Annotated in this window: 19 protein-coding genes; 12 read left to right on the forward strand and 7 right to left on the reverse strand. The window is 64.1% G+C overall.

Annotation, left to right across the window (positions count from 1 at the left end):
• The first annotated feature begins 12 nt into the window (after positions 1-12).
• Positions 13-1,128: an FAD-binding oxidoreductase gene (locus AC0L25_RS15185; RefSeq protein WP_473596242.1), complete on the forward strand. Its 1,116-nt coding sequence runs from the start codon at positions 13-15 to the stop codon at positions 1,126-1,128.
• 117 nt (positions 1,129-1,245) lie between these two features.
• Here the strand turns inward: AC0L25_RS15185 and AC0L25_RS15190 are convergent, their stop codons facing one another.
• The 5 genes from AC0L25_RS15190 to AC0L25_RS15210 all read right to left on the reverse strand — a co-directional run bounded on the left by AC0L25_RS15190 (position 1,246) and on the right by AC0L25_RS15210 (position 5,536).
• The gene (locus tag AC0L25_RS15190; protein WP_473596243.1) at positions 1,246-1,989 is read right to left on the reverse strand and encodes an FAD-binding oxidoreductase; all 744 of its coding nucleotides are present in this window, start codon (positions 1,987-1,989) and stop codon (positions 1,246-1,248) included.
• A complete protein-coding gene (locus AC0L25_RS15195; protein WP_473596244.1) occupies positions 1,986-2,597 on the reverse strand; it encodes a molybdopterin-dependent oxidoreductase in 612 nt (203 codons plus the stop codon). Before AC0L25_RS15195 ends, AC0L25_RS15190 begins: the two co-directional genes overlap by 4 nt.
• 128 nt (positions 2,598-2,725) lie before the next feature.
• Positions 2,726-3,451, reverse strand: a complete 726-nt coding sequence (locus tag AC0L25_RS15200) for an MBL fold metallo-hydrolase (RefSeq protein ID WP_473596245.1) — start codon at positions 3,449-3,451, stop codon at positions 2,726-2,728.
• A gap of 33 nt (positions 3,452-3,484) precedes the next feature.
• Positions 3,485-4,651, reverse strand: coding sequence for a diphosphate--fructose-6-phosphate 1-phosphotransferase (locus tag AC0L25_RS15205; RefSeq protein ID WP_473596246.1), 1,167 nt, complete (start codon positions 4,649-4,651; stop codon positions 3,485-3,487).
• A 117-nt stretch (positions 4,652-4,768) separates the two neighbouring features.
• The gene (locus AC0L25_RS15210; RefSeq protein WP_473596247.1) at positions 4,769-5,536 is read right to left on the reverse strand and encodes a L,D-transpeptidase; all 768 of its coding nucleotides are present in this window, start codon (positions 5,534-5,536) and stop codon (positions 4,769-4,771) included.
• Between the two features lie 208 nt (positions 5,537-5,744).
• Here AC0L25_RS15210 and AC0L25_RS15215 point away from each other — a divergent pair, with 208 nt between their 5' ends.
• From AC0L25_RS15215 to xylB, 3 genes are all read left to right on the forward strand, one after another.
• Complete coding sequence (locus tag AC0L25_RS15215; protein ID WP_473596248.1) at positions 5,745-6,368, forward strand: LysE family translocator; 624 nt, start codon at positions 5,745-5,747, stop codon at positions 6,366-6,368.
• Between the two features lie 9 nt (positions 6,369-6,377).
• Positions 6,378-7,700: a tetratricopeptide repeat protein gene (locus AC0L25_RS15220; RefSeq protein WP_473596249.1), complete on the forward strand. Its 1,323-nt coding sequence runs from the start codon at positions 6,378-6,380 to the stop codon at positions 7,698-7,700.
• Between the two features lie 81 nt (positions 7,701-7,781).
• Entirely contained in the window at positions 7,782-9,236 is a 1,455-nt protein-coding gene (xylB, locus tag AC0L25_RS15225; RefSeq protein ID WP_473596250.1) for a xylulokinase, read from the forward strand.
• Between the two features lie 194 nt (positions 9,237-9,430).
• Here the strand turns inward: xylB and AC0L25_RS15230 are convergent, their stop codons facing one another.
• A complete protein-coding gene (locus AC0L25_RS15230; RefSeq protein ID WP_473596251.1) occupies positions 9,431-9,793 on the reverse strand; it encodes a nuclear transport factor 2 family protein in 363 nt (120 codons plus the stop codon).
• 113 nt (positions 9,794-9,906) lie between these two features.
• Between AC0L25_RS15230 and xylA the strand changes: the two genes are divergently transcribed.
• Positions 9,907-11,232: a xylose isomerase gene (gene xylA, locus AC0L25_RS15235; RefSeq protein ID WP_473596252.1), complete on the forward strand. Its 1,326-nt coding sequence runs from the start codon at positions 9,907-9,909 to the stop codon at positions 11,230-11,232.
• Positions 11,233-11,415: 183 nt separating this feature from the next.
• A complete protein-coding gene (locus tag AC0L25_RS15240) occupies positions 11,416-11,625 on the forward strand; it encodes a hypothetical protein (protein WP_473596253.1) in 210 nt (69 codons plus the stop codon).
• 61 nt (positions 11,626-11,686) lie between these two features.
• On the opposite strand, the gene AC0L25_RS15245 is transcribed toward AC0L25_RS15240, so the two are convergent.
• Positions 11,687-12,667 carry a GlxA family transcriptional regulator gene (locus AC0L25_RS15245; RefSeq protein WP_473596254.1) on the reverse strand — a complete coding sequence of 327 codons (981 nt, stop codon included), beginning with the start codon at positions 12,665-12,667 and terminating at the stop codon, positions 11,687-11,689.
• 115 nt (positions 12,668-12,782) lie between these two features.
• On the opposite strand from AC0L25_RS15245, the gene bcoG reads away from it, so the two are divergent.
• The 6 genes from bcoG to AC0L25_RS15275 all read left to right on the forward strand — a co-directional run bounded on the left by bcoG (position 12,783) and on the right by AC0L25_RS15275 (position 19,508).
• On the forward strand, positions 12,783-13,694 hold the full coding sequence (gene bcoG / locus AC0L25_RS15250; RefSeq protein WP_473596255.1) for a 3-dehydrocarnitine:acetyl-CoA trimethylamine transferase BcoG: 912 nt from the start codon (positions 12,783-12,785) through the stop codon (positions 13,692-13,694).
• Between the two features lie 28 nt (positions 13,695-13,722).
• Positions 13,723-14,352 (forward strand): HD domain-containing protein, encoded by a 630-nt coding sequence (locus tag AC0L25_RS15255; RefSeq protein WP_473596256.1) that lies wholly within the window; start codon positions 13,723-13,725, stop codon positions 14,350-14,352.
• Complete coding sequence (locus AC0L25_RS15260) at positions 14,349-15,422, forward strand: carnitine 3-dehydrogenase (protein ID WP_473596257.1); 1,074 nt, start codon at positions 14,349-14,351, stop codon at positions 15,420-15,422. The genes AC0L25_RS15255 and AC0L25_RS15260 overlap by 4 nt, the downstream gene beginning before the upstream one ends.
• Before the next feature lie 4 nt (positions 15,423-15,426).
• Complete coding sequence (locus AC0L25_RS15265) at positions 15,427-16,590, forward strand: acyl-CoA dehydrogenase family protein (RefSeq protein WP_473596258.1); 1,164 nt, start codon at positions 15,427-15,429, stop codon at positions 16,588-16,590.
• A 64-nt stretch (positions 16,591-16,654) separates the two neighbouring features.
• Positions 16,655-18,733 carry an acetate--CoA ligase family protein gene (locus AC0L25_RS15270; protein WP_473596264.1) on the forward strand — a complete coding sequence of 693 codons (2,079 nt, stop codon included), beginning with the start codon at positions 16,655-16,657 and terminating at the stop codon, positions 18,731-18,733.
• A complete protein-coding gene (locus tag AC0L25_RS15275; protein WP_473596259.1) occupies positions 18,726-19,508 on the forward strand; it encodes a carnitinyl-CoA dehydratase in 783 nt (260 codons plus the stop codon). Before AC0L25_RS15270 ends, AC0L25_RS15275 begins: the two co-directional genes overlap by 8 nt.
• The last annotated feature ends 113 nt before the right edge of the window (positions 19,509-19,621 follow it).

Here is a 19,621-nt window from a genome sequence, read left to right on the forward strand (position 1 = left end):
GGGATGAATGCGATGACGGACCTTGGCCTCTACCGCCATCTCGACGAGATGGCGCCCTGGAACGACAGGCTTCAGGTGCTGGAGGTCATCGGCGTCAGCGACGAGGCGCCTGACGTGAAGACCTTCACCTTCCGCTCCGACAACCAGACCTGGTTCCGCTACAGACCGGGGCAGTTCGTGACGCTGGAACTGCCGACCATCGACGGCCCGGTGATGCGGACCTATACGCTGTCGTCCTCGCCGTCGCGGCCGTTCTCGATCGCGGTGACGGTGAAAGCGCAGGCCGGCAGCCTCGGCACGCGCTGGATGTTCGACAATCTGAAGCCCGGCGTTCATGTAAAAGCCTATGGGCCGGCGGGCGACTTTTCGCTGCACAGCCATCCCGCGGCCAAGTATCTGTTTATTTCGGCTGGCTCCGGCGTGACGCCTATGATGTCGATGCTGCGCTGGCTGAACGATTGCGCGCCATGGACAGATGTCGGCTTCGTCAACTGCGCGCGAAAGCCCGAGGAGATCATCTTCCGAAAGGAGCTCGAGCTGCTCGGCAGCCGCATGCCGGGCCTGACGCTCGGCTTCATGATCGAGGAGCGGTCCAGCCGTGAGGGCTGGTTCGGCCATATGGGCCGGATCGACGCGATACGGCTACCGCTGCTGGCGCCCGATTTTCGCGAGCGCGAAATTTTCTGCTGCGGCCCCGACCCGTTCATGCGCGCGGTGCGGCAGATGCTGGAGGCCGCCGGCTTCGATATGGCCAACTATCATCAGGAGAGCTTTGCGGCCCCAGTGGTGGAGGAAATACTGGCCCCGTTCGGTTCGCCGGCAGAGGGTGGGCCGGCAGAGGGCGGGGGCGAGGCACCTGGCGAGGCCGCAACGCCGATCCGCTTTTCGCTTTCGGATGTCGATGCCGACTGCGTTGCCGGCCAGACCGTGCTGCAGACGGCGCGCGCTTCGGGCGTACGCATCCCGGCGGCTTGCGAGTTCGGCCTGTGTGGAACCTGCAAGGTGAAAAACGTCTCGGGTGAGGTCGAGATGAGCCACAATGGCGGTATCCTCGATCACGAGATCGACGACGGTTTTATCCTCGCCTGCTGTTCAAGGCCGCTGTCGGCGCTCGAGATCGAGGCCTGACCGACGGGGTGCGTATAGCGCGTCGCGTTTGGCCGGGCCTTATGCGACGCGCTTTGCGATACTGTTTTTATCCATGTCGTTATGGCAAAACCGCTGCACACTTTTGCGCGACATGCATTAAACCCCGTAGCGCTCGGTGCGGATGAGGCTTGTCGGAACGCCGGCATCCATCAGCGCCTGGGCGGCAGCCGATACGAAGGCATTCGAGCCGCAGACAAAGGCGAACCTGGGCGGCGCGGGCAGCCACACCATCGATTGCTCCATCATCGCGGCATCGACCCGCCGCGAATAGTCGGTCGGGCGCCGGGCCGGCTCGCGAGTCAGCGCCAACACCAGATCGAAGCCGTCACGGCGATCGTGGAACTCGATCAGCTCGTCGAGAAAGATCACCTCGTCCCAGACCCGTGCGGAAAACACCAGTGCCACGGGCACCGCCGATCTGCGCGCGGCGCGATGGCGGATCATCGCCATCAGCGGCACCACGCCGGACCCGCCGCCGACCAGCAGAAGCGGGCCGCCGTCGCTGTCGGACCAGACGAAGTGGCCGCCGAGCGGTCCGCGCAGCTCGACCTCGTCGCCGACCGCCGCGATATCGTGGAAGAAGGGCGAGACCTCGCCATCATCGAGCCTTTCGATCGCCAGCTCGATCGTCTTGCCGGCTTCCGGCGCCGAGGCGATGGAGTAGGAGCGGCGCGCCTGATAGCCGTCCGGCGCCGTCAGCCTGACATCGACATGCTGCCCGGCACGATAGGCGAAGGGCCGCGACGGCTGGAGGAAAAAACTGGTGACGCGCGGCGTGCGCTTTTCGATGCGTCTGATGGTAACCGTCTGCCAGGGCGACTGCGCCGGCCCGTCGCTCATGGATCGCCCGTATAGCGCTGCTCGCGCCACGGGTCGCCATAGATGTGATAGCCGCGCAGTTCCCAGAAGCCCGGCTCGTCACGCTCGGTGAACTGCAGCCCATTCAGCCATTTGGCAGACTTCCAGAAATAGAGATGCGGAACCAGCAGCCGCGCCGGGCCGCCATGGTCCGGCGTGATCGGCTTGCCTTCATAAAGCAGCGCCACCATCGCCTTGCCGTCTGTGAGATCCTTCGTCGGCACGTTGGTGGTGTAGCCGTCGAACGACAGCGCCAGCGTGAAGGGGCTCAGTGTCTCAATGCCGGCATCCGCCAGAATATCGTCGACCAGCACGCCTTGCCACGCCGTGTCGAACTTGGTCCATGCGGTGACGCAATGGATGTCGCGCGTCATCTTGGTCAAAGGCAGCGCGTTGAACTCCGTCCAATTCCACTTCTTGATCGGCCGCGGTCCGTGCTTGAGCGTGAACGACCAGTCCTCGGTGCGCACGCGCGGCGTCGGCCCGGCCGACAGCACCGGAAACCCTCGCTCGAGATACTGCCCCGGCGGGATACGCGCATCCGCATCCGTCGGGGGCTTTCGTCCTGAAGAGAAGCCGCGGGTGACCATCGGGAAATCCGTTTATATCAGGCCGTCTGCCAGCCTTCATCAGTCTTCTCGAAGATGCTCTGGTGGGCAACCAGAATTTTGGCGGACGTGTCGGGTTCGTCTTGCCTGTCGCGCTGTCAGGAAGCCTCTTATGCGCCGGTCCCGTCTGTCCGCCTGAGATAGCCAGTCGCGATTTCGTGCATCCGTTTGGCGTCGAAGCTCGGGCCATGGCCGCCATGGCCGATGCGGATCGGCAGATCGAGCAGCCGCTGCATCGTCCGGCGATAGGCCGGTCGGTCGGAGTCCGGCAGGTCGTCGATCAGCATGGCGTCGTAGATAGCGTCGCCGGCGAAGAACAGGCCGTCGGCCTCGTCGAACAGCGCGATCGAATCGGGCGAATGGCCGGGCAGATGCAGCACGCGGAATTGCCGTTCGCCGAGATCGACCGTGTCGCCCTCGCCAAGTGTTCGCGTCAGCGGCGCCGGTGGAATTTTGTAATCGGCTGCTTTCCAGCCGGGCGCCGGCAGCTTCGAGACGGCGCCGTCGAGATCGTGGAACATGTGGGCGTAGGTGACGGCGTCATCCATGCTGTCGAAATACGCAGCGCTGTAGCTCGGCCCTGCCCGCAACGGGAATTCGTGCAGAGAGCCGACATGGTCGAGATGGATATGGGTGGCGACGACGAGCAGCGGCTTGCCCGCCGGCGTCCCGATCTCCGGCGCCAGCGGGCAAATCCCCATGCCGGTGTCGACAAGCAGGTCGACGTCGCGGCCGCGCAGATGCCAGATGTTGGCGCGCACGAAATCATGCACGAACGGCTCGGAGAGCATCGTCGTATCGGGGTCGATGACGGTCTTGCTGAACCAGTCAAGCATCACGAGATTTGCGGCATCAGAAGCGAGCCGGCATCAGACGAACGGTTTTCCAACCTTGTATTTTTCGGGAACCAGTCGCTTCAGATAGGCCATGCCTGCATCGGAGAGTTGGTTGACTTCCGGCAGCATGAAATCGTCGGGCATGTGGCGGGTCTTGCCGGCGACGTTTTTCAGCGGCACCTTCTTCAGCACGGTTTTCTTGCCGTCATATTGCAGCGCCACCGAGCCGCCGCCCTGTTCGGCGACAGCGACCGCAAAAACGCCGGCATCGAAGGCTTCCTGCGCATCGACGGCGTTGATGGCGCCGACATAGCCGCGCGGCATGTAGCCGAGCGCATCGACGCGCGCCCGCTTGCCCGGCAATCCTTCGGCCAGCGCACGCTCGAGGGCGGCCGGCAGGTCACTGCCCGACAGCTTGACGTTGCCATGGGCATCGCGCTCCAGTTTCTCCGGCGGGACAAGGCTTTCGACCAGCGCCTTTCCGTCGGCGGTGCTGACGCCTTCGGACACGGCTACGATGCAGCGCTTGTGGCGGTCGAGCGTGGCGCGCACGTCGTCGATGAACGCCGCAGCCGAGAACGGCCGCTCCGGCACATAGACGAGATGCGGGCCGCTGTCGGGGTCAAGCTGCCATGCGGCAGCGGCGGCGGTGAGGAAGCCGGCATGCCGCCCCATGACGATGCCGACATAGATACCCGGCAGAGCACGGAAATCGAGGTCGACCGAGAGGAAGGCGCCGGCGACAAACTCGGCTGCTGAAATGAAGCCGGGCGTGTGGTCGTTCTCCTCGAGATCGTTGTCGATGGTTTTCGGCGCATGGACGAAAGCCATCTTGCCGCCGGCGGCGTCGGTCAGGATCTGCTGCGTGCCCGACGTGTCGTTGCCGCCGATATAGATGAAGGCGTCGGCGCCGGCCTTCTTCAGGCCGTTGAGGATGATCTCGCAATAGGCGTCATCCGGCTTGTCGCGCGTCGAGCCAAGCGCTGCGCTCGGCGTTGCCCCGATCAGCCGCAGCCGGTCCTCGGCGATGGCTGAGAGATCGACATAGTTGCCGTCACGGATGCCGCGCACGCCATGGATCGAGCCTAAAACCTTGGCGCCGGGATGGCGCTTGCGGATCTCGAGCGCGGCGCCCACCATCGTCTGGTTGATGACGGCAGTCGGGCCGCCGCCTTGCGCGATCACAAAAGTTCCGGACATTTTCTACTTCTCCCGAGCAGTGGAATTGCCGGCACATTCGCCTGTCTTGCGAGATCACGCAACGGGAGAGTCGAGCGGCCGCGCCGGCCGCTATGATTTCAGAAGATGACCGGGAGTTCAGACGACGACGACCGGGTTCTTCCTGGAAACGCGGCTGTAGAGGTCGATGATGTCCTGGTTGATCAGGCGAACGCAGCCCGACGACATCGCCTGGCCGATGCTCCACCATTCGGGCGAACCGTGGATGCGGTAGCCGGTGTCCTGGCCGTTCTGATAGATGTACAGCGCACGCGCGCCGAGCGGGTTGTCGAGGCCGCCGGGCTGCCCGCCCTGCCATTTCACCAGTTCCGGCTTTCGCGCGATCATCTCGGCCGGCGGCGTCCAGGTCGGCCATTCCTTGCCGTACTGGATGTTGGCGCGGCCAGACCAGCGGAAGCCTTCCTTGCCGATGCCGACGCCGTAACGGATCGCGTCACCGCCGGGCTGCACCAGGTAGAGCAGCCGCTCCTGCGAATGGACGACGATGGTGCCGGGCTGCTCGCCGGTCGGGTCGACGACGATCTGGCGACGGAACTCCGGCTTGACCTTGAGGTAGGGCACTTCCGGCAGCGTGAAGCCGCCGTCGGTGACGGAGGCATACATCACACCGGGGCTGGTTATGTTCTTGTCGACGCTGATGCTCGGGCGAACGGGGCTGATCGCGCCGGTGGTGACGCCGTCGAGTTGCAGCGCCGACAGGTCGAGCGTCTGGCTGCAGCCGGCGACGCCAAGCAGCGCCAGCGCACCGGCGCCGGACAACACCGCGCGGCGGGAAAGCTGGATTTCGGAAATTTCGATTTCGTCGCCATTGTACGGCGGCGTCAGACCTTGCGGCAACTCACGCATCTACCCAAACCCTACGCTGTCGGCGGGAAACACGGTCCGGCCGAATAGAGGGCATTTTCACCAATCATGGTTGAGAAAGCGTGAAGAACTGTTGCCCGACCTTAACTTCCTGGCCGAGCCGTCGTGTGCCGTATATTTTCGATGTCGCCTCTTTACAACTTCGCGCGGTCAAGGATTTATCCTCTTCTTTGAGGTCAAGGAGACACACATGTCCTTCGAAAACTGGGCCGCCTTTGCTGCCGCCTCGACGATCCTTCTTGTCATTCCCGGCCCGACCATCCTTCTGGTGGTGTCCTATGCACTCGGCCAGGGCTGGCGCACCGCGCTGCCGATGGCGGTCGGCGTGGCGTTTGGCGATTTCACGGCGATGACGCTGTCGATGCTGGGCATCGGCGCGCTGCTGGCGGCGTCGGCCACCGTGTTCACGCTGTTGAAGGTGGTCGGCGCCGGTTATCTGATCTATCTCGGCATAAAGCTGTTTCGCGCCGGTGGCACGCTCAAGGCCGAGCCGCGGCTAGATGCGGTGTCTTCGGCCAAGATGATGGCGCATGCCTGGCTGGTCACCGCGCTCAACCCGAAAAGCATCACCTTCTTCGTCGCCTTCCTGCCGCAGTTTCTCGACCGGCACGCCGATTTCTGGACGCAGATGCTGATCTTCGAAGCGACCTTCCTGGCGCTCGCCTTCGCCAATGCCTTCGGCTACGCGCTGATCGCCGCAAGGGCGCGCAACGTCGTGCGTAATCCCCTGGCGATCCGCATCTTCAACCGCACCGGCGGCACGCTGCTGGTCGGCGCTGGCATCGCCACGGTGGCGATGCGCTCGGGCAATTGAGGACATGACATGGCAGTCAGGGATGCATTCGGCCTGACATTTTCGGGTGCGACCGAGGCCGGGTTCTCGTCCTACAGCCAGGCTGTCCGCGAACTTCAATGCTTCATCGGCGATCCGGTCGGCTCGGCCGATCGCGCCATCGCCGAGGATCCCGGCTTCGTCATGGCGCATGTGTTCAAGGGCTATCTCTTCGGCCTCGCCACCGAGCGCGAGGCGACAGCCGTGGCCAGGACTTGCTATAAGGCGTCGCTGCCGCTTGCCGCCACACCGCGTGAGCAGGCGCATGTCGCAGCGCTCGGCCGTCTTGCGGCAGGACGCTGGCATGAAGCTGCCCGTCTGCTCGAGGATGTCGCCATCGAGTTTCCGCTCGATGCGCTGGCGCTGCAGACCGGGCACCAGATCGATTTCTTCACCGGCAATGCCCGCATGCTGCGCGACCGCATCGGCCGCGCGCTGCCGTCGTGGCAAAGCGGCATGCCCGGCTACCACGCCATACTCGGCATGCAGGCGTTCGGGCTGGAGGAAATGGGCGACTATGTGCGCGCCGAAAAGCTTGGCCGCATGGCGGTCGACATCGAGCCGCGCGACGGCTGGGCACAGCACGCCGTCGCCCACGTCATGGAAATGCAGAGCCGGCAAAAGGACGGGATCGCTTGGATGCGCGCCAACCCCGAGGCGTGGACGAAGGAAAGCTTCCTGCAAGTGCACAATTGGTGGCATCTGGCGCTGTTCCACTATGATCTCGGCGAGACCGACGAGGTGCTGGCGCTCTATGACGGGCCGATCTACGGCGAGCGCTCGATGCTGGCGCTCAACATGGTCGACGCTTCGGCGATCTTGTGGCGGCTGCATCTCGGCGGGTTCGATGTTGGCGCCCGCTGGGCGGCTCTCGCCGCCAACTGGGCCAAAGCCGGCGCCGGCAATTATGCCTTCAACGACGCCCACGCAATGATGGCCTTCGTCGGCGCCGGCCTCGAAGCGCCGGCTCGCACCTTGCTCGAAGCGCAGCGCGAGGCCATGCGCGGCAGCGACGACAACGCCGCCTTCACGCGAGACGTCGGCCATCCGCTGACGCTCGCCATCAAGGCATTCGGCGACGGCAATTATGCCGAGACGGTGCGTCTGATACGCCCCATCCAGGCGATCGCCCACCGCTTCGGCGGCAGCCACGCGCAGCGCGACGTCATCGACCTGACGCTGATCGAAGCGGCATTGCGGTCCGGCGATCATGCGCTGGCAAGTGCGCTTGCCGCGGAACGCGCGCTGGCGCGGCCGGACAGCCCGCTGTCGGCGCTGTTCTCGCGGCGCGCTGCCGGTTTGTCGGCGAATTGACCGGAGGCGGATCTTGTCTTAAAAACTGCCAAGTCAGATTTTTTCGAGATCCGAAAAAATTAATGGCAATGGGAGGATAGCATGTATCTCGGCCTCGATCTGGGCACGTCGGGCGTCAAGGCGCTTTTGATCGATGCCGGGCAGACTGTCATCGGCTCCGGCCACGCGTCGCTCGATGTGTCGCGGCCGCATCCCGGCTGGTCCGAGCAGAACCCCGCCGACTGGATCCGCGCCTGCGAGGAAGCGATCGCGGAGCTGAAGGCTTCCCATTCAGGACAGCTCGCCGCCGTCAAAGGCATAGGCCTCTCCGGCCAGATGCATGGCGCCACCTTGCTCGATGCCGGTGACCAGGTGCTGCGCCCCTGCATCCTGTGGAATGACACGCGCAGCCATGCCGAGGCGGCCAAGCTCGACGCCGATCCGCGCTTTCGCAAACTCACCGGCAACATCGTCTTCCCCGGGTTCACCGCGCCAAAGCTGGTCTGGGTGAAAAATAACGAGCCGGATGTTTTCGCCAAAGTGGCAAAGGTCTTGCTGCCGAAGGATTTCCTGCGACTCTGGCTTTCCGGCGAGCATATTTCGGAAATGTCCGACTCGGCCGGCACGTCCTGGCTCGATGTCGGCAAGCGAGGCTGGTCAACCGACCTGCTTTCCGCGACGTCGCTCGATAAAGGGCAGATGCCGTCGCTGGTCGAAGGCACTGAGAAGGCCGGCGCCTTGCGCAGCGAATTGGCCTCGAAATGGGGGATGCAGCCGGGCATCCCGATCGCCGGCGGCGCGGGCGACAATGCGGCGTCGGCCTGCGGCATGGGCACGGTCGCAGCCGGCCAGGCCTTCGTCTCGCTTGGCACGTCAGGCGTACTGTTTGCCGCCAATGCGTCTTATGTGCCAAACCCGGAAAGCGCGGTGCATACGTTCTGCCACGCGCTGCCCGACACCTGGCACCAGATGGGCGTCATCCTGTCGGCAAGCGATTCGCTCAACTGGCTGTCGGAGATATCAGGAAAAGGCGCCGGCGAGTTGACCGCCGAACTCGGCGATACGCTGAAGGCGCCGACCGGCGTGTCCTTCCTGCCCTATCTCTCAGGCGAGCGCACGCCGCACAATGATTCGGCCATTCGTGGCTCGTTTACCGGGCTTGCGCATGAAACCAGCCGCACCGTGTTGACCCAGGCCGTGCTGGAGGGCGTGGCTTTCGCCTTCCGCGACAGTCTCGAAGCCCTGGCCAAGGCCGGCACGACGCTGACGCGGGTGACAGCGATCGGCGGCGGCTCGCGCTCGCGCTATTGGCTGAAGGCAATCGCCACCGCGCTCGGCCTGCCCGTCGACATCCCGGCCGATGGCGATTTCGGCGCTGCCTTCGGTGCGGCCCGGCTCGGCATGATCGCGGCGACAGGCGCCGATCCGCTCAGAGTGTGTACGGCGCCGGCAACCGACGCCACCATCGAACCGGTCGCCGCACTAAGCGAGGCCTATGCGGAAGCCTATCAGCGCTACCGCTTGCTTTATCCGGCTATCAAGGTCGCCACGGCGTGAGCCGGCGCTCACCCCCCTCTGGCCTGCCGGCCATCTCCCCCTCAAGGGGGGAGATCGGCAGCGTCGACGGCTATGCTAGTCTTGCAGGGGTGGTGATTGGCGAAGGCGAAAAAGCCAGCAAATCTCCCCCCTTGAGTGGGAGATGCCCGGCAGGGCAGAGGCGGGTGCTTGGCCCCCACTTTGCCGATCTTTCCTCACTGTGCCGGAACCTTGTCGAGAAAGCCGATGACGCTTTTCAGGCGACCATTCTCGATGACACCGATGTCGGTGCCTTCGATGACCGAATCAGTGCCTTCCGGCCCGAGGTTCCACGAGAAGCGGATCGTGTCGCCAAATCCGTCCGGCTTGCCCTTCAGCGAGAAACGGAAGCCGGCAAAACGCTGCTGGACGCCATCGATGAGTGCGGCGACGCCGTCGTGGCCGTCGCCCTGCATGATCGGATCGCGGTAGCTGATGTCTTCGGTGAAGGCCGCCTTGAGCAAGGCTGCCCGGCGCACGGCGTCGCTTTCGTTCCAGGCGGTGATGTAGTTTTCGGCGATCGTATTGAGGTCGGTCATGGTCTGTCTCCGTTGTTGAGTGGCTTTGACATGACCCTTTTCATCCAGCGCCGGCGCGAAACCAATTACGCCTGAGGTAATCAGGACAGAACCATGCGAGAGGACAGACAATCATGACCAGCGGCTTTTTCGGCGACATCCAAAAGATCAAGTACGAGGGACCGGATTCGACCAATCCGCTGGCCTACCGGTTCTACAATCCCGACGAGGTGGTCGCCGGCAAGCGGCTGGAAGACCATCTGCGCTTTGCCGTCGCCTACTGGCATTCATTCGCCTGGCCGGGCGGTGATCCGTTCGGCGGCCAGACCTTCGAGCGGCCGTGGTTTGCCAAGGCCGGCGGCACCGACACGATGGAACTGGCAAAACTCAAGGCCGATGTCGCGTTCGAGATGTTTGCGCTGCTCGGTGCCCCCTACTTCTGCTTCCACGATGCCGATGTGCGGCCGGAAGGAAAAGATTTTTCCGAAAGTGCCGCGCGCCTCGACGAGATATCAGATTACTTTGCGTCGAAGATGAAGCAGACCGGGGTCAAGCTGCTTTGGGGCACGGCCAACCTGTTCTCCAACCGCCGCTTCATGTCGGGGGCCGCCACCAATCCCGACCCAGATGTGTTTGCCTATGCGGCAGCGACGGTCAAACACTGCATCGATGTCACCAAGCGGCTGAAGGGCGAGAACTATGTGCTGTGGGGCGGCCGCGAGGGCTATGAGACCCTGCTCAACACCGACCTTGCCCGCGAGCAGGAGCAGGCCGGCCGCTTCCTCAACCTGGTCGTCGACTACAAGCACCGCATCGGCTTCAAGGGCACCATCCTAATCGAGCCGAAGCCGCAGGAGCCGACAAAACATCAGTATGACTATGATGTCGCCACGGTCTACGGCTTCCTGAAGCGCTTCGGGCTGGAGAAGGAGGTCAAGCTCAACATCGAGCAGGGCCATGCGATCCTGGCCGGCCATTCCTTCGAGCATGAATTGGCGCTGGCCAATGCGCTCGGCATTTTCGGCTCGATCGACATGAACCGCAACGACTACCAGTCGGGCTGGGACACCGACCAGTTCCCCAACAATGTGCCGGAGATGGCGCTGGCCTACTACCAGGTCTTGCAGGCCGGCGGCTTCAAGTCCGGCGGCACCAATTTCGACGCCAAGCTGCGCCGGCAATCGCTCGATCCGCAGGATCTGCTGATTGGCCATATCGGCGGCATGGATTGCTGTGCGCGCGGCCTCAAGGCGGCCGCGCGCATGGTCGAGGACAAGGCGCTGTCGGCCCCGCTGGCCGAGCGCTATGCCGGCTGGAACTCCGCCGAGGCCAAGGCGATGCTTGCCGGCAAGCGGACGCTGGAGGAGATCACCGAACGCGTTGTCAAGAACAAGATCGAGCCGCAGCCGAGATCCGGCCGCCAGGAACTGCTGGAGAATATCGTCAACCGGTACGTCTGAGGTGCCGCACCGGGCGGGTCTCTTGATAGACCCACCGGACCGGAACAGGTTTGCGCGAGGGCGGAACCGACGACAAGGTTTTGCCTCGCGCCGCCGCTCAATCGCCTCGCTATTGCCTTCAAACAGCCGTCACGAATCTCGTATATGTGGTTCGTGGCGGAAACAAAAAGGAGGCGAAACGATATGCAGCACGAACGCGAAATCGACGCCTTGCTCTCATCTGGCGAAGCCGGATCGATCATCGACCGGCTGATGGCGCTGCCGCATCCGAAGCATGGTGCGCGGAGTGCAAACGAATGGGACCGCGCGGTCGCCAGCCGCTTCGAGACCCATCTTGCGAGACAGATGCGCTCGCATATCGACGGCAAAAGCAGCCGCCAGGACGCTGCCTAATCCACCTTTGTCTATGCATGTCGTTACCCCAAAACCGCTACGCACTTTTGGGCGACATGCATTATCCCCTGCGCAGCCTGACCGGCGCTTCGCCGAAAGCTCTTGAAAACGCCCTGGAAAATGCCGCGGCGGACGAGAACCCTGTTCGCCCGGCAATATCGGCCATGGCCACGCGCGTGTCGACCACCAGCCGGCGCGCGGCACCCAGCCGCAGCCTGAGATAATAGGCGCCCGGCGTCTCGCCGATCGACTTGCGAAAGATGCTTTCCAGCGTTCGCGCCGTCACCCCGGCACGCTTCGCTACAGCGGCGATGGTCAAGGGTTGGTCGACATGGGCTTCCATCAGCCGGATGGCTTGCGCCAGCCGCGGATCGTAGCCGTCGAGGCGGCCGAGCGAGACCAGCGGCTGCGCGTCGGTCGCCGCCCGCGCCTGGTCGTAGATGAAGACGCTTGCCACATCGAGCGCGACGGCCATGCCGAGCCGCGTGCGGATCAGATGCAGCATCAGGTCGAAGGTCGGCGAAGCGCCGCCGGAGGTGAAGACCGGCCCGTCGATGACGTAGCGGTCGGGGCGGACATCGACGCCGGGAAAGGCCGAGGAAAAATCCTCCATGTCCTCCCAATGAGTGGTGGCGCTGCGCCCTTCCAGCAGGCCGGCGCGGGCCACCAGCCAAGTGCCGGCCTCGACGCCGCCGCAGGCGCGTGCGGCGCGTGCCGCACGGCGCAGGCCGGAAAGCAGTGCCGACGTGGCATAGTTCTGCGTGCCGAAGCCGGCGACCACAACAAGCATGTCGGTCGTATCCGCTGCGTCGAAGCGGCCGCTGACCGCAACCGGCAGGCCGCATGTGGTGACCGGCGCTTCGCCGGTCACCGAAACCAGCCCGAAATCGAACAGCGTCTCGCCGGCAATACGGTTGGCGGCGCGCAGCGGATCGACGGCCGATGCCACGCACATGATAGACGACCCGGAAAACACCAGCAGCGTCACCTTGAGCGGCGAGCGCTCGGCGCGAAAGATCGACGGTTTTTCGCTTTTCATCATATGGTCTTCGTAAAACGCAAAACAGTTTCCGGCAAGTCAGGCATTGTTGCCGTCTGGTCGATCGGGCCCATGTTTGATTGGTCGGGACCGTCTGTGCCGATTGGGAGTAAAATCCATGCCGCTTGCAATGAACCGTGAGGTTTTCATTACCTCTGCCGTGACCGGGTCCGGCAGCTCGCAAGATCGCAGTCCGCATGTGCCGCGTTCGCCCAAGCAGATCGCCGATTCCGCCATCGACGCGGCGAAGGCAGGTGCGGCGATCGTCCACTGCCATGTGCGCGATCCCGAAACCGGCAAGCCGCGCCGCGACGTGCACCTTTATCGCGAGGTAACCGAGCGCATCCGCGCGGCAGACATCGACGTGGTGCTGAACCTGACCGCCGGTATGGGCGGCGACATGGTGTTCGGTTCGCCGGAAAACCCGCTGCCGCTCAACGAACAAGGCACCGACATGGGTGGCGCGACCGAACGCGTGGAACATGTGCGCCAATGCCTGCCAGAAATCTGCACGCTCGATTGCGGCACCATGAACTTCGCCGAGGCCGACTATGTCATGACCAACACGCCCGGTATGCTGCGCGCGATGGGCGGCATGATGACGGCGCTCGGCGTCAAGCCGGAGATCGAGGCCTTCGACACCGGGCATCTTTGGTTTGCCAAGCAATTGGTCGAGGAAAAGGTGCTGGATGCGGATGCTCTCGTGCAATTGTGCATGGGCGTGCCATGGGGGGCGCCTGACGATCTCAACACCTTCATGGCCATGGTCAACAATGTACCGCCGAGCTGGACCTGGTCGGCGTTTTCCATCGGCCGCAACCAGATGGCCTATGCCGCCGCCGCGGTGCTGGCCGGCGGCAATGTCCGCGTCGGGCTCGAGGACAATCTCTGGCTCGACAAGGGCGTGCTGGCGACCAATGCGCAGCTGGTCGAGCGGGCAGTCAGCATCGTGTCGAACATGGGCGCAAGGGTGATCGGCCCGGACGAGGTGCGCAAGAAGCTCAATTTGACGAAGCGCGCGCCGCTTTGAACAAGGGATCGGCAGGGAGGAGCCGCCGATGAAGACCGTTAAATTCACCGCAATGAAGGATGGCGACCGCGAGGATTACGCCTTCCTCACCGAGCACGAGATCGACTATGCGGCGAAAACCGGCGAGCGCCTGCTTGACGCGCTTGTCCAGCTCGACGAAGGGCTGTCCGGCTACAAGATCACCCGGCTCGGCCATTCGCTGCAGGCGGCGACGCGCGCATGGCGCGACGGCGCCGATACGGACTGGATCGCCTGCGCGCTGCTGCACGACATCGGCGACATCTACGCACCGTACAATCACGACGAATATGCAGCTTCGATCCTGAAACCTTTCGTGCGCGAACAATGCACCTGGGTGGTGGAAAAGCACGGCGACTTCCAGCGCCTCTATTACGCCCACCATCTCGGCGGTAATCCCCATGCGCGCGACCGTTTCGCCGGCCATCCCTATTTCGACGATTGCGACCAGTTCTGCGAGCGCTGGGACCAGTCGAGCTTCGACCCGGATTTCGAGACGTTGCCGATCGACTTCTTCCGGCCCTTCGTGCTCGAAGTGTTCGCGCGCAGGGCCTATGACCCCACCGTGATCCGCGCCGGCGAGCGCGTGCCCCTCATCGACCTGGAAATAGCCAGGACAAGAACCGGAGCCTCCGCATGAGCATCATCACCAAGGCAGCTGCAATCGGCGGCGGCGTCATCGGCGCCGGCTGGGTGGCGCGACTGCTCTTGAACGGCATCGACGTATCGATCTTCGATCCCGATCCCGAAGCCGCGCGCAAGGTCGGCGAAGTGATGAAAGGCGCGCGCCGCGCCTACAAGCAGATGCTGCCCGACGGCCTGCCAAAAGAAGGCAAACTGACCTTTGCCAAGACCATTGCCGATGCCGTCGCCGATGCCGATTTCATCCAGGAAAGCGTGCCGGAACGGCTCGACCTGAAGCACCGCGTGCTGGCCGAGATCGACCTTTATGCGCCGGCCAATGCCATCGTCGGCTCCTCGACCTCCGGCATCAAGCCGACTGACATGCAGGTGGCGATGAAGAAGCATCCGGAGCGGCTGGTCGTCGGCCATCCGTTCAACCCGGTCTACCTCCTGCCGCTGGTCGAGATCGTCGGCGGCGAGCAGACCTTCCCCGAGGCGATCGAAGTCGCCAAGGAGATGTACGCCTCGATCGGCATGAAGCCTGTGGTGATCCGCAAGGAGATCGAGGCGTTTGTCGGCGACCGCCTGCTGGAGGCGGCGTGGCGCGAGGCGCTGTGGCTGATCAAGGACGGCATCTGCACGGTCGAGGAACTCGACGACATAATGCGCTATGGCTTCGGCCTGCGCTGGGCGCAGATGGGCATGTTCCAGGTCTATCGCGTCGCCGGCGGCGAGGCCGGCATGCGCCATTTCATGGCGCAGTTCGGGCCGTGCCTGAAATGGCCATGGACCAAGCTGATGGATGTGCCGGAGTTCAACGACGAGCTGGTCGACCTCATCGCCACCCAGTCGGACGACCAGGCGCATGGCCTGTCGATCCGCGAGCTCGAAAAGATCCGCGACGACAATCTGGTCGCGATCATGGAGGCGCTGTCGAAGCAGAACAAAGGCAAGGGCTGGGGCGCCGGCGCCTTGCACAAGGACTATACCAAGCAGCTCGCCAAGCTTGCGGCGAAGAAGCCCACCGCTTCCAAGGCAGCCGAAAAAGCCCAGGCTGAAAAGCCGAAGAAAAAGAAGAAAGGCTGAGACCATGGATTTTGGGCTCTCCGAGGAACAGAAACTGATCGTCGAGACGACGCGGGCCTTCGTCGAGAACGAGCTCTACCCGCATGAGCGCGAGGTCGAGCGCACCGGCGTGCTGCGCCGTGAGCTGATCGAGGAGATCAAGGCCAAGGCGATCGAAGCCGGGCTCTATGCCGCCAACATGCCGACGGAAGTCGGCGGCGCCGGGCTCGATACGGTGGCCTGGCTGCTTTACGAAAAGGAGCTCGGCCGCGCCAATTACGCGCTGCACTGGACCTGCGTGGCGAGGCCTTCCAACATCCTTCTGGCCGGGACGCCCGAGCAGCGCGAAAAGTATCTCTATCCCTGCATTCGCGGCGAGAAATGGGATTGCCTGGCGATGACCGAGCCGGGCGCCGGCTCCGATCTGCGCGGCATGAAGGCGAGCGCCGTGCAGGACGGCGGCGACTGGGTGCTGAACGGCACCAAGCATTTCATCAGCCATGCCGATCTTGCCGATTTCGCCATCGTGTTCATGGCCTCGGGAGAGGAAGAGTCTTCGCGTGGAAAACGCAAGAAGATCACCGCCTTCTTCGTCGACAAGGGCACCAAGGGTTTTACGGTGCGCGACGGCTACCGCAACGTCTCGCATCGCGGCTACACCAACGCCATCCTCGAATTCGATGATTGCCGGCTACCGGCGAGCCAGATTCTGGGCGAAGTCCACAAGGGTTTCGAGGTCGCCAATTCGTGGCTTGGCGCAACCCGCCTGCAGGTCGGCGCGACCTGTCTCGGCCGGGCCGAGCGGGCGCTTGGCCATGCCATCGAATACGCCGCGCAGCGCCAGCAATTCGGCCAGCAGATCGGAAAGTTCCAGGGTGTGTCGTTCAAGCTCGCCGACATGGCAACCGAACTGAAGGCCGCCGACCTGATGGTGTTCGAAGCCGGCTGGAAGTACGATCAGGGCACTGTCACCGACCAGGACATGGCCATGGCCAAGCTGAAGGCCACCGAAATGCTCGCCTTCGTCGCCGATGAAGCAATCCAGATCCATGGCGGCATGGGCCTAATGGACGACCTGCCGCTGGAGCGCATCTGGCGCGACGCCCGCGTCGAGCGCATCTGGGAAGGCACCTCGGAAATCCAGCGCCACATTATTTCGCGGGCGATGCTGCGCCCGTTTGGGGCTTAGAGCATGATCCCAAAAAGTGGAATCCGTTTGTTGGAAAAGATCATGAGCAGACGAAAAGATGACCATGCACAAACTTGAGCGCCTTTTGCGCCCGCGAACGATCGCCGTGTTCGGCGGCGCGCAGGCGGCTGCCGTCGTCGCGCAGTCGATCAAGATGGGCTTTGCCGGCGAGATCTGGCCGGTGCACCCGACCAAGGAGGAGGTCGCCGGGCGAAAAGCCTATCGCTCGGTGGCCGACCTGCCCGGCGCGCCGGACGCTGCCTTTGTCGGCGTCAACCGGCATTTGACGATCGAGGTGGTCAAGGCGCTGGCCGAACGCGGCGCCGGCGGCGCCGTCTGCTTTGCCGCCGGCTTCCTCGAAACCGAGGCCTATGACGAGCATGGCGAGCGGCTGCAGGCCGAACTGGTCGCAGCGGCCGGCCAGATGCCGATCATCGGGCCGAACTGCTACGGCCTGATCAACTATGCCGACGGCGCGCTTTTATGGCCCGACCAGCATGGCGGCATCAGGCTGGCCGAGGGCGGCCGCGGCGTCGCCATCATCACCCAGTCGTCGAACATCGCCATCAACATGACGATGCAGAAGCGCGGCCTGCCGATCGCCTTTCTGATGACTGCCGGCAACCAGGCGCAGACCGGACTTTCCGAAATGGCGCTCGGCTTGATCGAGGACGACCGCGTCACTGCGCTCGGCCTGCATATCGAGGCCTTCGATTCGGTAGCCGGCTTCGAAAGGCTGGCCGCGCGGGCGCGTGAGTTGAAGAAGCCGATCATCGCCATGAAGGTCGGCCGCTCCGAGCAGGCGCGGCAAGCGACCGTCTCGCACACGGCATCGCTGGCCGGCTCGGACGCTGCCTCGGGCGCCTTCCTGAAGCGGCTCGGCATCGCCCGCGTCGATTCGATCCCGGCCTTCATCGAGGCGCTCAAGCTGCTGCACGTCACCGGCCCCCTGCCCGGCTACCGGCTGTCCTCGATGAGCTGTTCGGGTGGCGAGGCGTCTGTCATGGCCGACAGCGCCGAAGGCCGCTGGGTGAATTTCCCGGCGCTCACCGAGGCGCACCGCGCCCATGTCAAATCGACGCTCGGGCCGCTGGTTGCGGTGGCCAACCCGCTCGACTACCACACCTTCATCTGGAACAACGAGCCGGCGATGACCGCCACCTTCACCGCCATGGTGTCGGGCAGTTTCGATCTCAACATGCTGGTGCTCGATTTCCCGCGCCCCGACCGCTGTTCGGACACCGACTGGTGGACGACCCTGCGCGCCTTCGAATCGGCGCTGAAAACCAACAAGGCGCAGGGCGCGATCGTCTCCTCGCTGCCGGAGAACCTGCCCGAGGAATACACCGCCGGCCTGATGGCACGCGGCATGGTGCCGTTGTTCGGCATTGCGGAGGCGATGGACGCCGCCCAGGCGGCAGCCTTCATCGGCTGGGCCTGGCGCGAGCCGCAGGCGCAGCCGATCGACACCTCCGCTTCCGGGGCGCCGGCCGGCGACCATGTCACGCCTGATGAGGCCGAGGCGAAAGCGCGGCTGATCGAGGCTGGGCTTCCCGTGCCGAGGGGCGAACGCGCCGGCAATGCGGTCGAGGCGGTCATCTCCTCGATGGCGCTCGGCTTTCCGGTGGCGCTGAAGGCTTTGGGCGTCACCCACAAATCCGAGCTCGGCGCGGTGCGGCTCAACCTCAGGGATGCCGAATCCGTCAGCACCGCCGCCCATGACCTCGATGCGCTAGGCACCGGCCTCTATATCGAGCGCATGGTGCGCGACGGCGTCGCCGAACTGCTCGTCGGCTTCACCCGGGACCCGATGTTCGGCGCGGTGATGACGCTGGGCACCGGCGGCGTGCTGGTCGAACTGCTGCGCGACAGCGTCACGCTGATGCTGCCTGCGACACGCGACGACATCGAGGCGGCATTGCGCGGGCTCAAATTGTTCCCGCTGCTCGAAGGCTATCGCGGCCGGCCCAAGGCCGATGTCGCGGCTGCCATCGATGCGATATCAGGCATCGCCGCCTTCGTGCAGGAAAATGCCGGCGAGATCGAGGAACTCGATATCAATCCGCTGATCGTCTGCGCTCAGGGCAAGGGCGCCTGGATCGCCGACGCGCTGCTGGTGCTGGGAGAGAACAAGAATGTCTGACGTTATCACCACCCGCCGCGACGGCACCATCCTCGAAGTCACGCTCGACCGGCCCAAGGCCAATGCCATCGACCTGAAAACGTCGCGGCTGATGGGCGAGACGTTCAAGGCGTTCCGCGACGATCCGGATCTGCGGGTCGCCATCGTCAAGACCGCCGGCGACAAGTTCTTCTGCGCCGGCTGGGACCTCAAGGCCGCGGCCGGCGGCGATGCGGTCGACGGCGACTATGGCATCGGCGGATTCGGTGGACTGCAGGAATTGCGTGACCTCAACAAGCCGGTCATCGCCTGCGTCAACGGCATGGCGGTCGGCGGCGGCTTCGAGCTGGCGCTGTCCTGCGACCTCATCTATGCGTCGGATCACTCCTCTTTCGCGCTGCCCGAAATCCGTGCCGGCACGCTGGCCGACGCGGCAACGATCAAGCTGCCGAAGCGTATTCCCTATCATGTCGCCATGGACCTTTTGCTCACCGGCCGCTGGATGGATGTCGCCGAGGCGCACCGCTGGGGCCTGGTCAATGAGGTGCTGCCGAAGGAGAAGCTCGAAGACCGCGTCTGGGAGATCGCCCGGCTGCTGGCGGGGGGGCCGCCGCTGGTCTTTGCCGCGATCAAGGAAACGGCACGGGTCGCCGAATCGCTCACCTTCCAGGATGCGATGAACCGGGTGACGCGCCGCCAATTGCCGACGGTTGACGCACTGTACGGCTCGGAGGACAATCTCGAGGGCTTTCGCGCCTTCGCCGAAAAGCGCGACCCGGTGTGGAAGGGGAAGTAACGGTATTGTGGAAGTGACAGCGCTCCGTCACACCCCCCTTGTAACTTGTTTCTTGCCGACTCTGCTATGAAAGCAGGTGCGGTGGCGGACGGGAGACCGAACCCTCTTTGGGC

The organism is Mesorhizobium sp. WSM4813 (assembly GCF_055811555.1).

What these genes read in the sequence shown, in the direction of transcription:
- AC0L25_RS15185 (WP_473596242.1), top strand. Translation starts at nt 13, where the DNA reads ATGACGGACCTTGGCCTCTACCGCCATCTCGACGAGATGGCGCCCTGG.
- AC0L25_RS15190 (WP_473596243.1), bottom strand. Translation starts at nt 1,989, where the DNA reads ATGAGCGACGGGCCGGCGCAGTCGCCCTGGCAGACGGTTACCATCAGA.
- AC0L25_RS15195 (WP_473596244.1), bottom strand. Translation starts at nt 2,597, where the DNA reads ATGGTCACCCGCGGCTTCTCTTCAGGACGAAAGCCCCCGACGGATGCG.
- AC0L25_RS15200 (WP_473596245.1), bottom strand. Translation starts at nt 3,451, where the DNA reads ATGCTTGACTGGTTCAGCAAGACCGTCATCGACCCCGATACGACGATG.
- AC0L25_RS15205 (WP_473596246.1), bottom strand. Translation starts at nt 4,651, where the DNA reads ATGTCCGGAACTTTTGTGATCGCGCAAGGCGGCGGCCCGACTGCCGTC.
- AC0L25_RS15210 (WP_473596247.1), bottom strand. Translation starts at nt 5,536, where the DNA reads ATGCGTGAGTTGCCGCAAGGTCTGACGCCGCCGTACAATGGCGACGAA.
- AC0L25_RS15215 (WP_473596248.1), top strand. Translation starts at nt 5,745, where the DNA reads ATGTCCTTCGAAAACTGGGCCGCCTTTGCTGCCGCCTCGACGATCCTT.
- AC0L25_RS15220 (WP_473596249.1), top strand. Translation starts at nt 6,378, where the DNA reads ATGGCAGTCAGGGATGCATTCGGCCTGACATTTTCGGGTGCGACCGAG.
- xylB (WP_473596250.1), top strand. Translation starts at nt 7,782, where the DNA reads ATGTATCTCGGCCTCGATCTGGGCACGTCGGGCGTCAAGGCGCTTTTG.
- AC0L25_RS15230 (WP_473596251.1), bottom strand. Translation starts at nt 9,793, where the DNA reads ATGACCGACCTCAATACGATCGCCGAAAACTACATCACCGCCTGGAAC.
- xylA (WP_473596252.1), top strand. Translation starts at nt 9,907, where the DNA reads ATGACCAGCGGCTTTTTCGGCGACATCCAAAAGATCAAGTACGAGGGA.
- AC0L25_RS15240 (WP_473596253.1), top strand. Translation starts at nt 11,416, where the DNA reads ATGCAGCACGAACGCGAAATCGACGCCTTGCTCTCATCTGGCGAAGCC.
- AC0L25_RS15245 (WP_473596254.1), bottom strand. Translation starts at nt 12,667, where the DNA reads ATGATGAAAAGCGAAAAACCGTCGATCTTTCGCGCCGAGCGCTCGCCG.
- bcoG (WP_473596255.1), top strand. Translation starts at nt 12,783, where the DNA reads ATGCCGCTTGCAATGAACCGTGAGGTTTTCATTACCTCTGCCGTGACC.
- AC0L25_RS15255 (WP_473596256.1), top strand. Translation starts at nt 13,723, where the DNA reads ATGAAGACCGTTAAATTCACCGCAATGAAGGATGGCGACCGCGAGGAT.
- AC0L25_RS15260 (WP_473596257.1), top strand. Translation starts at nt 14,349, where the DNA reads ATGAGCATCATCACCAAGGCAGCTGCAATCGGCGGCGGCGTCATCGGC.
- AC0L25_RS15265 (WP_473596258.1), top strand. Translation starts at nt 15,427, where the DNA reads ATGGATTTTGGGCTCTCCGAGGAACAGAAACTGATCGTCGAGACGACG.
- AC0L25_RS15270 (WP_473596264.1), top strand. Translation starts at nt 16,655, where the DNA reads ATGCACAAACTTGAGCGCCTTTTGCGCCCGCGAACGATCGCCGTGTTC.
- AC0L25_RS15275 (WP_473596259.1), top strand. Translation starts at nt 18,726, where the DNA reads ATGTCTGACGTTATCACCACCCGCCGCGACGGCACCATCCTCGAAGTC.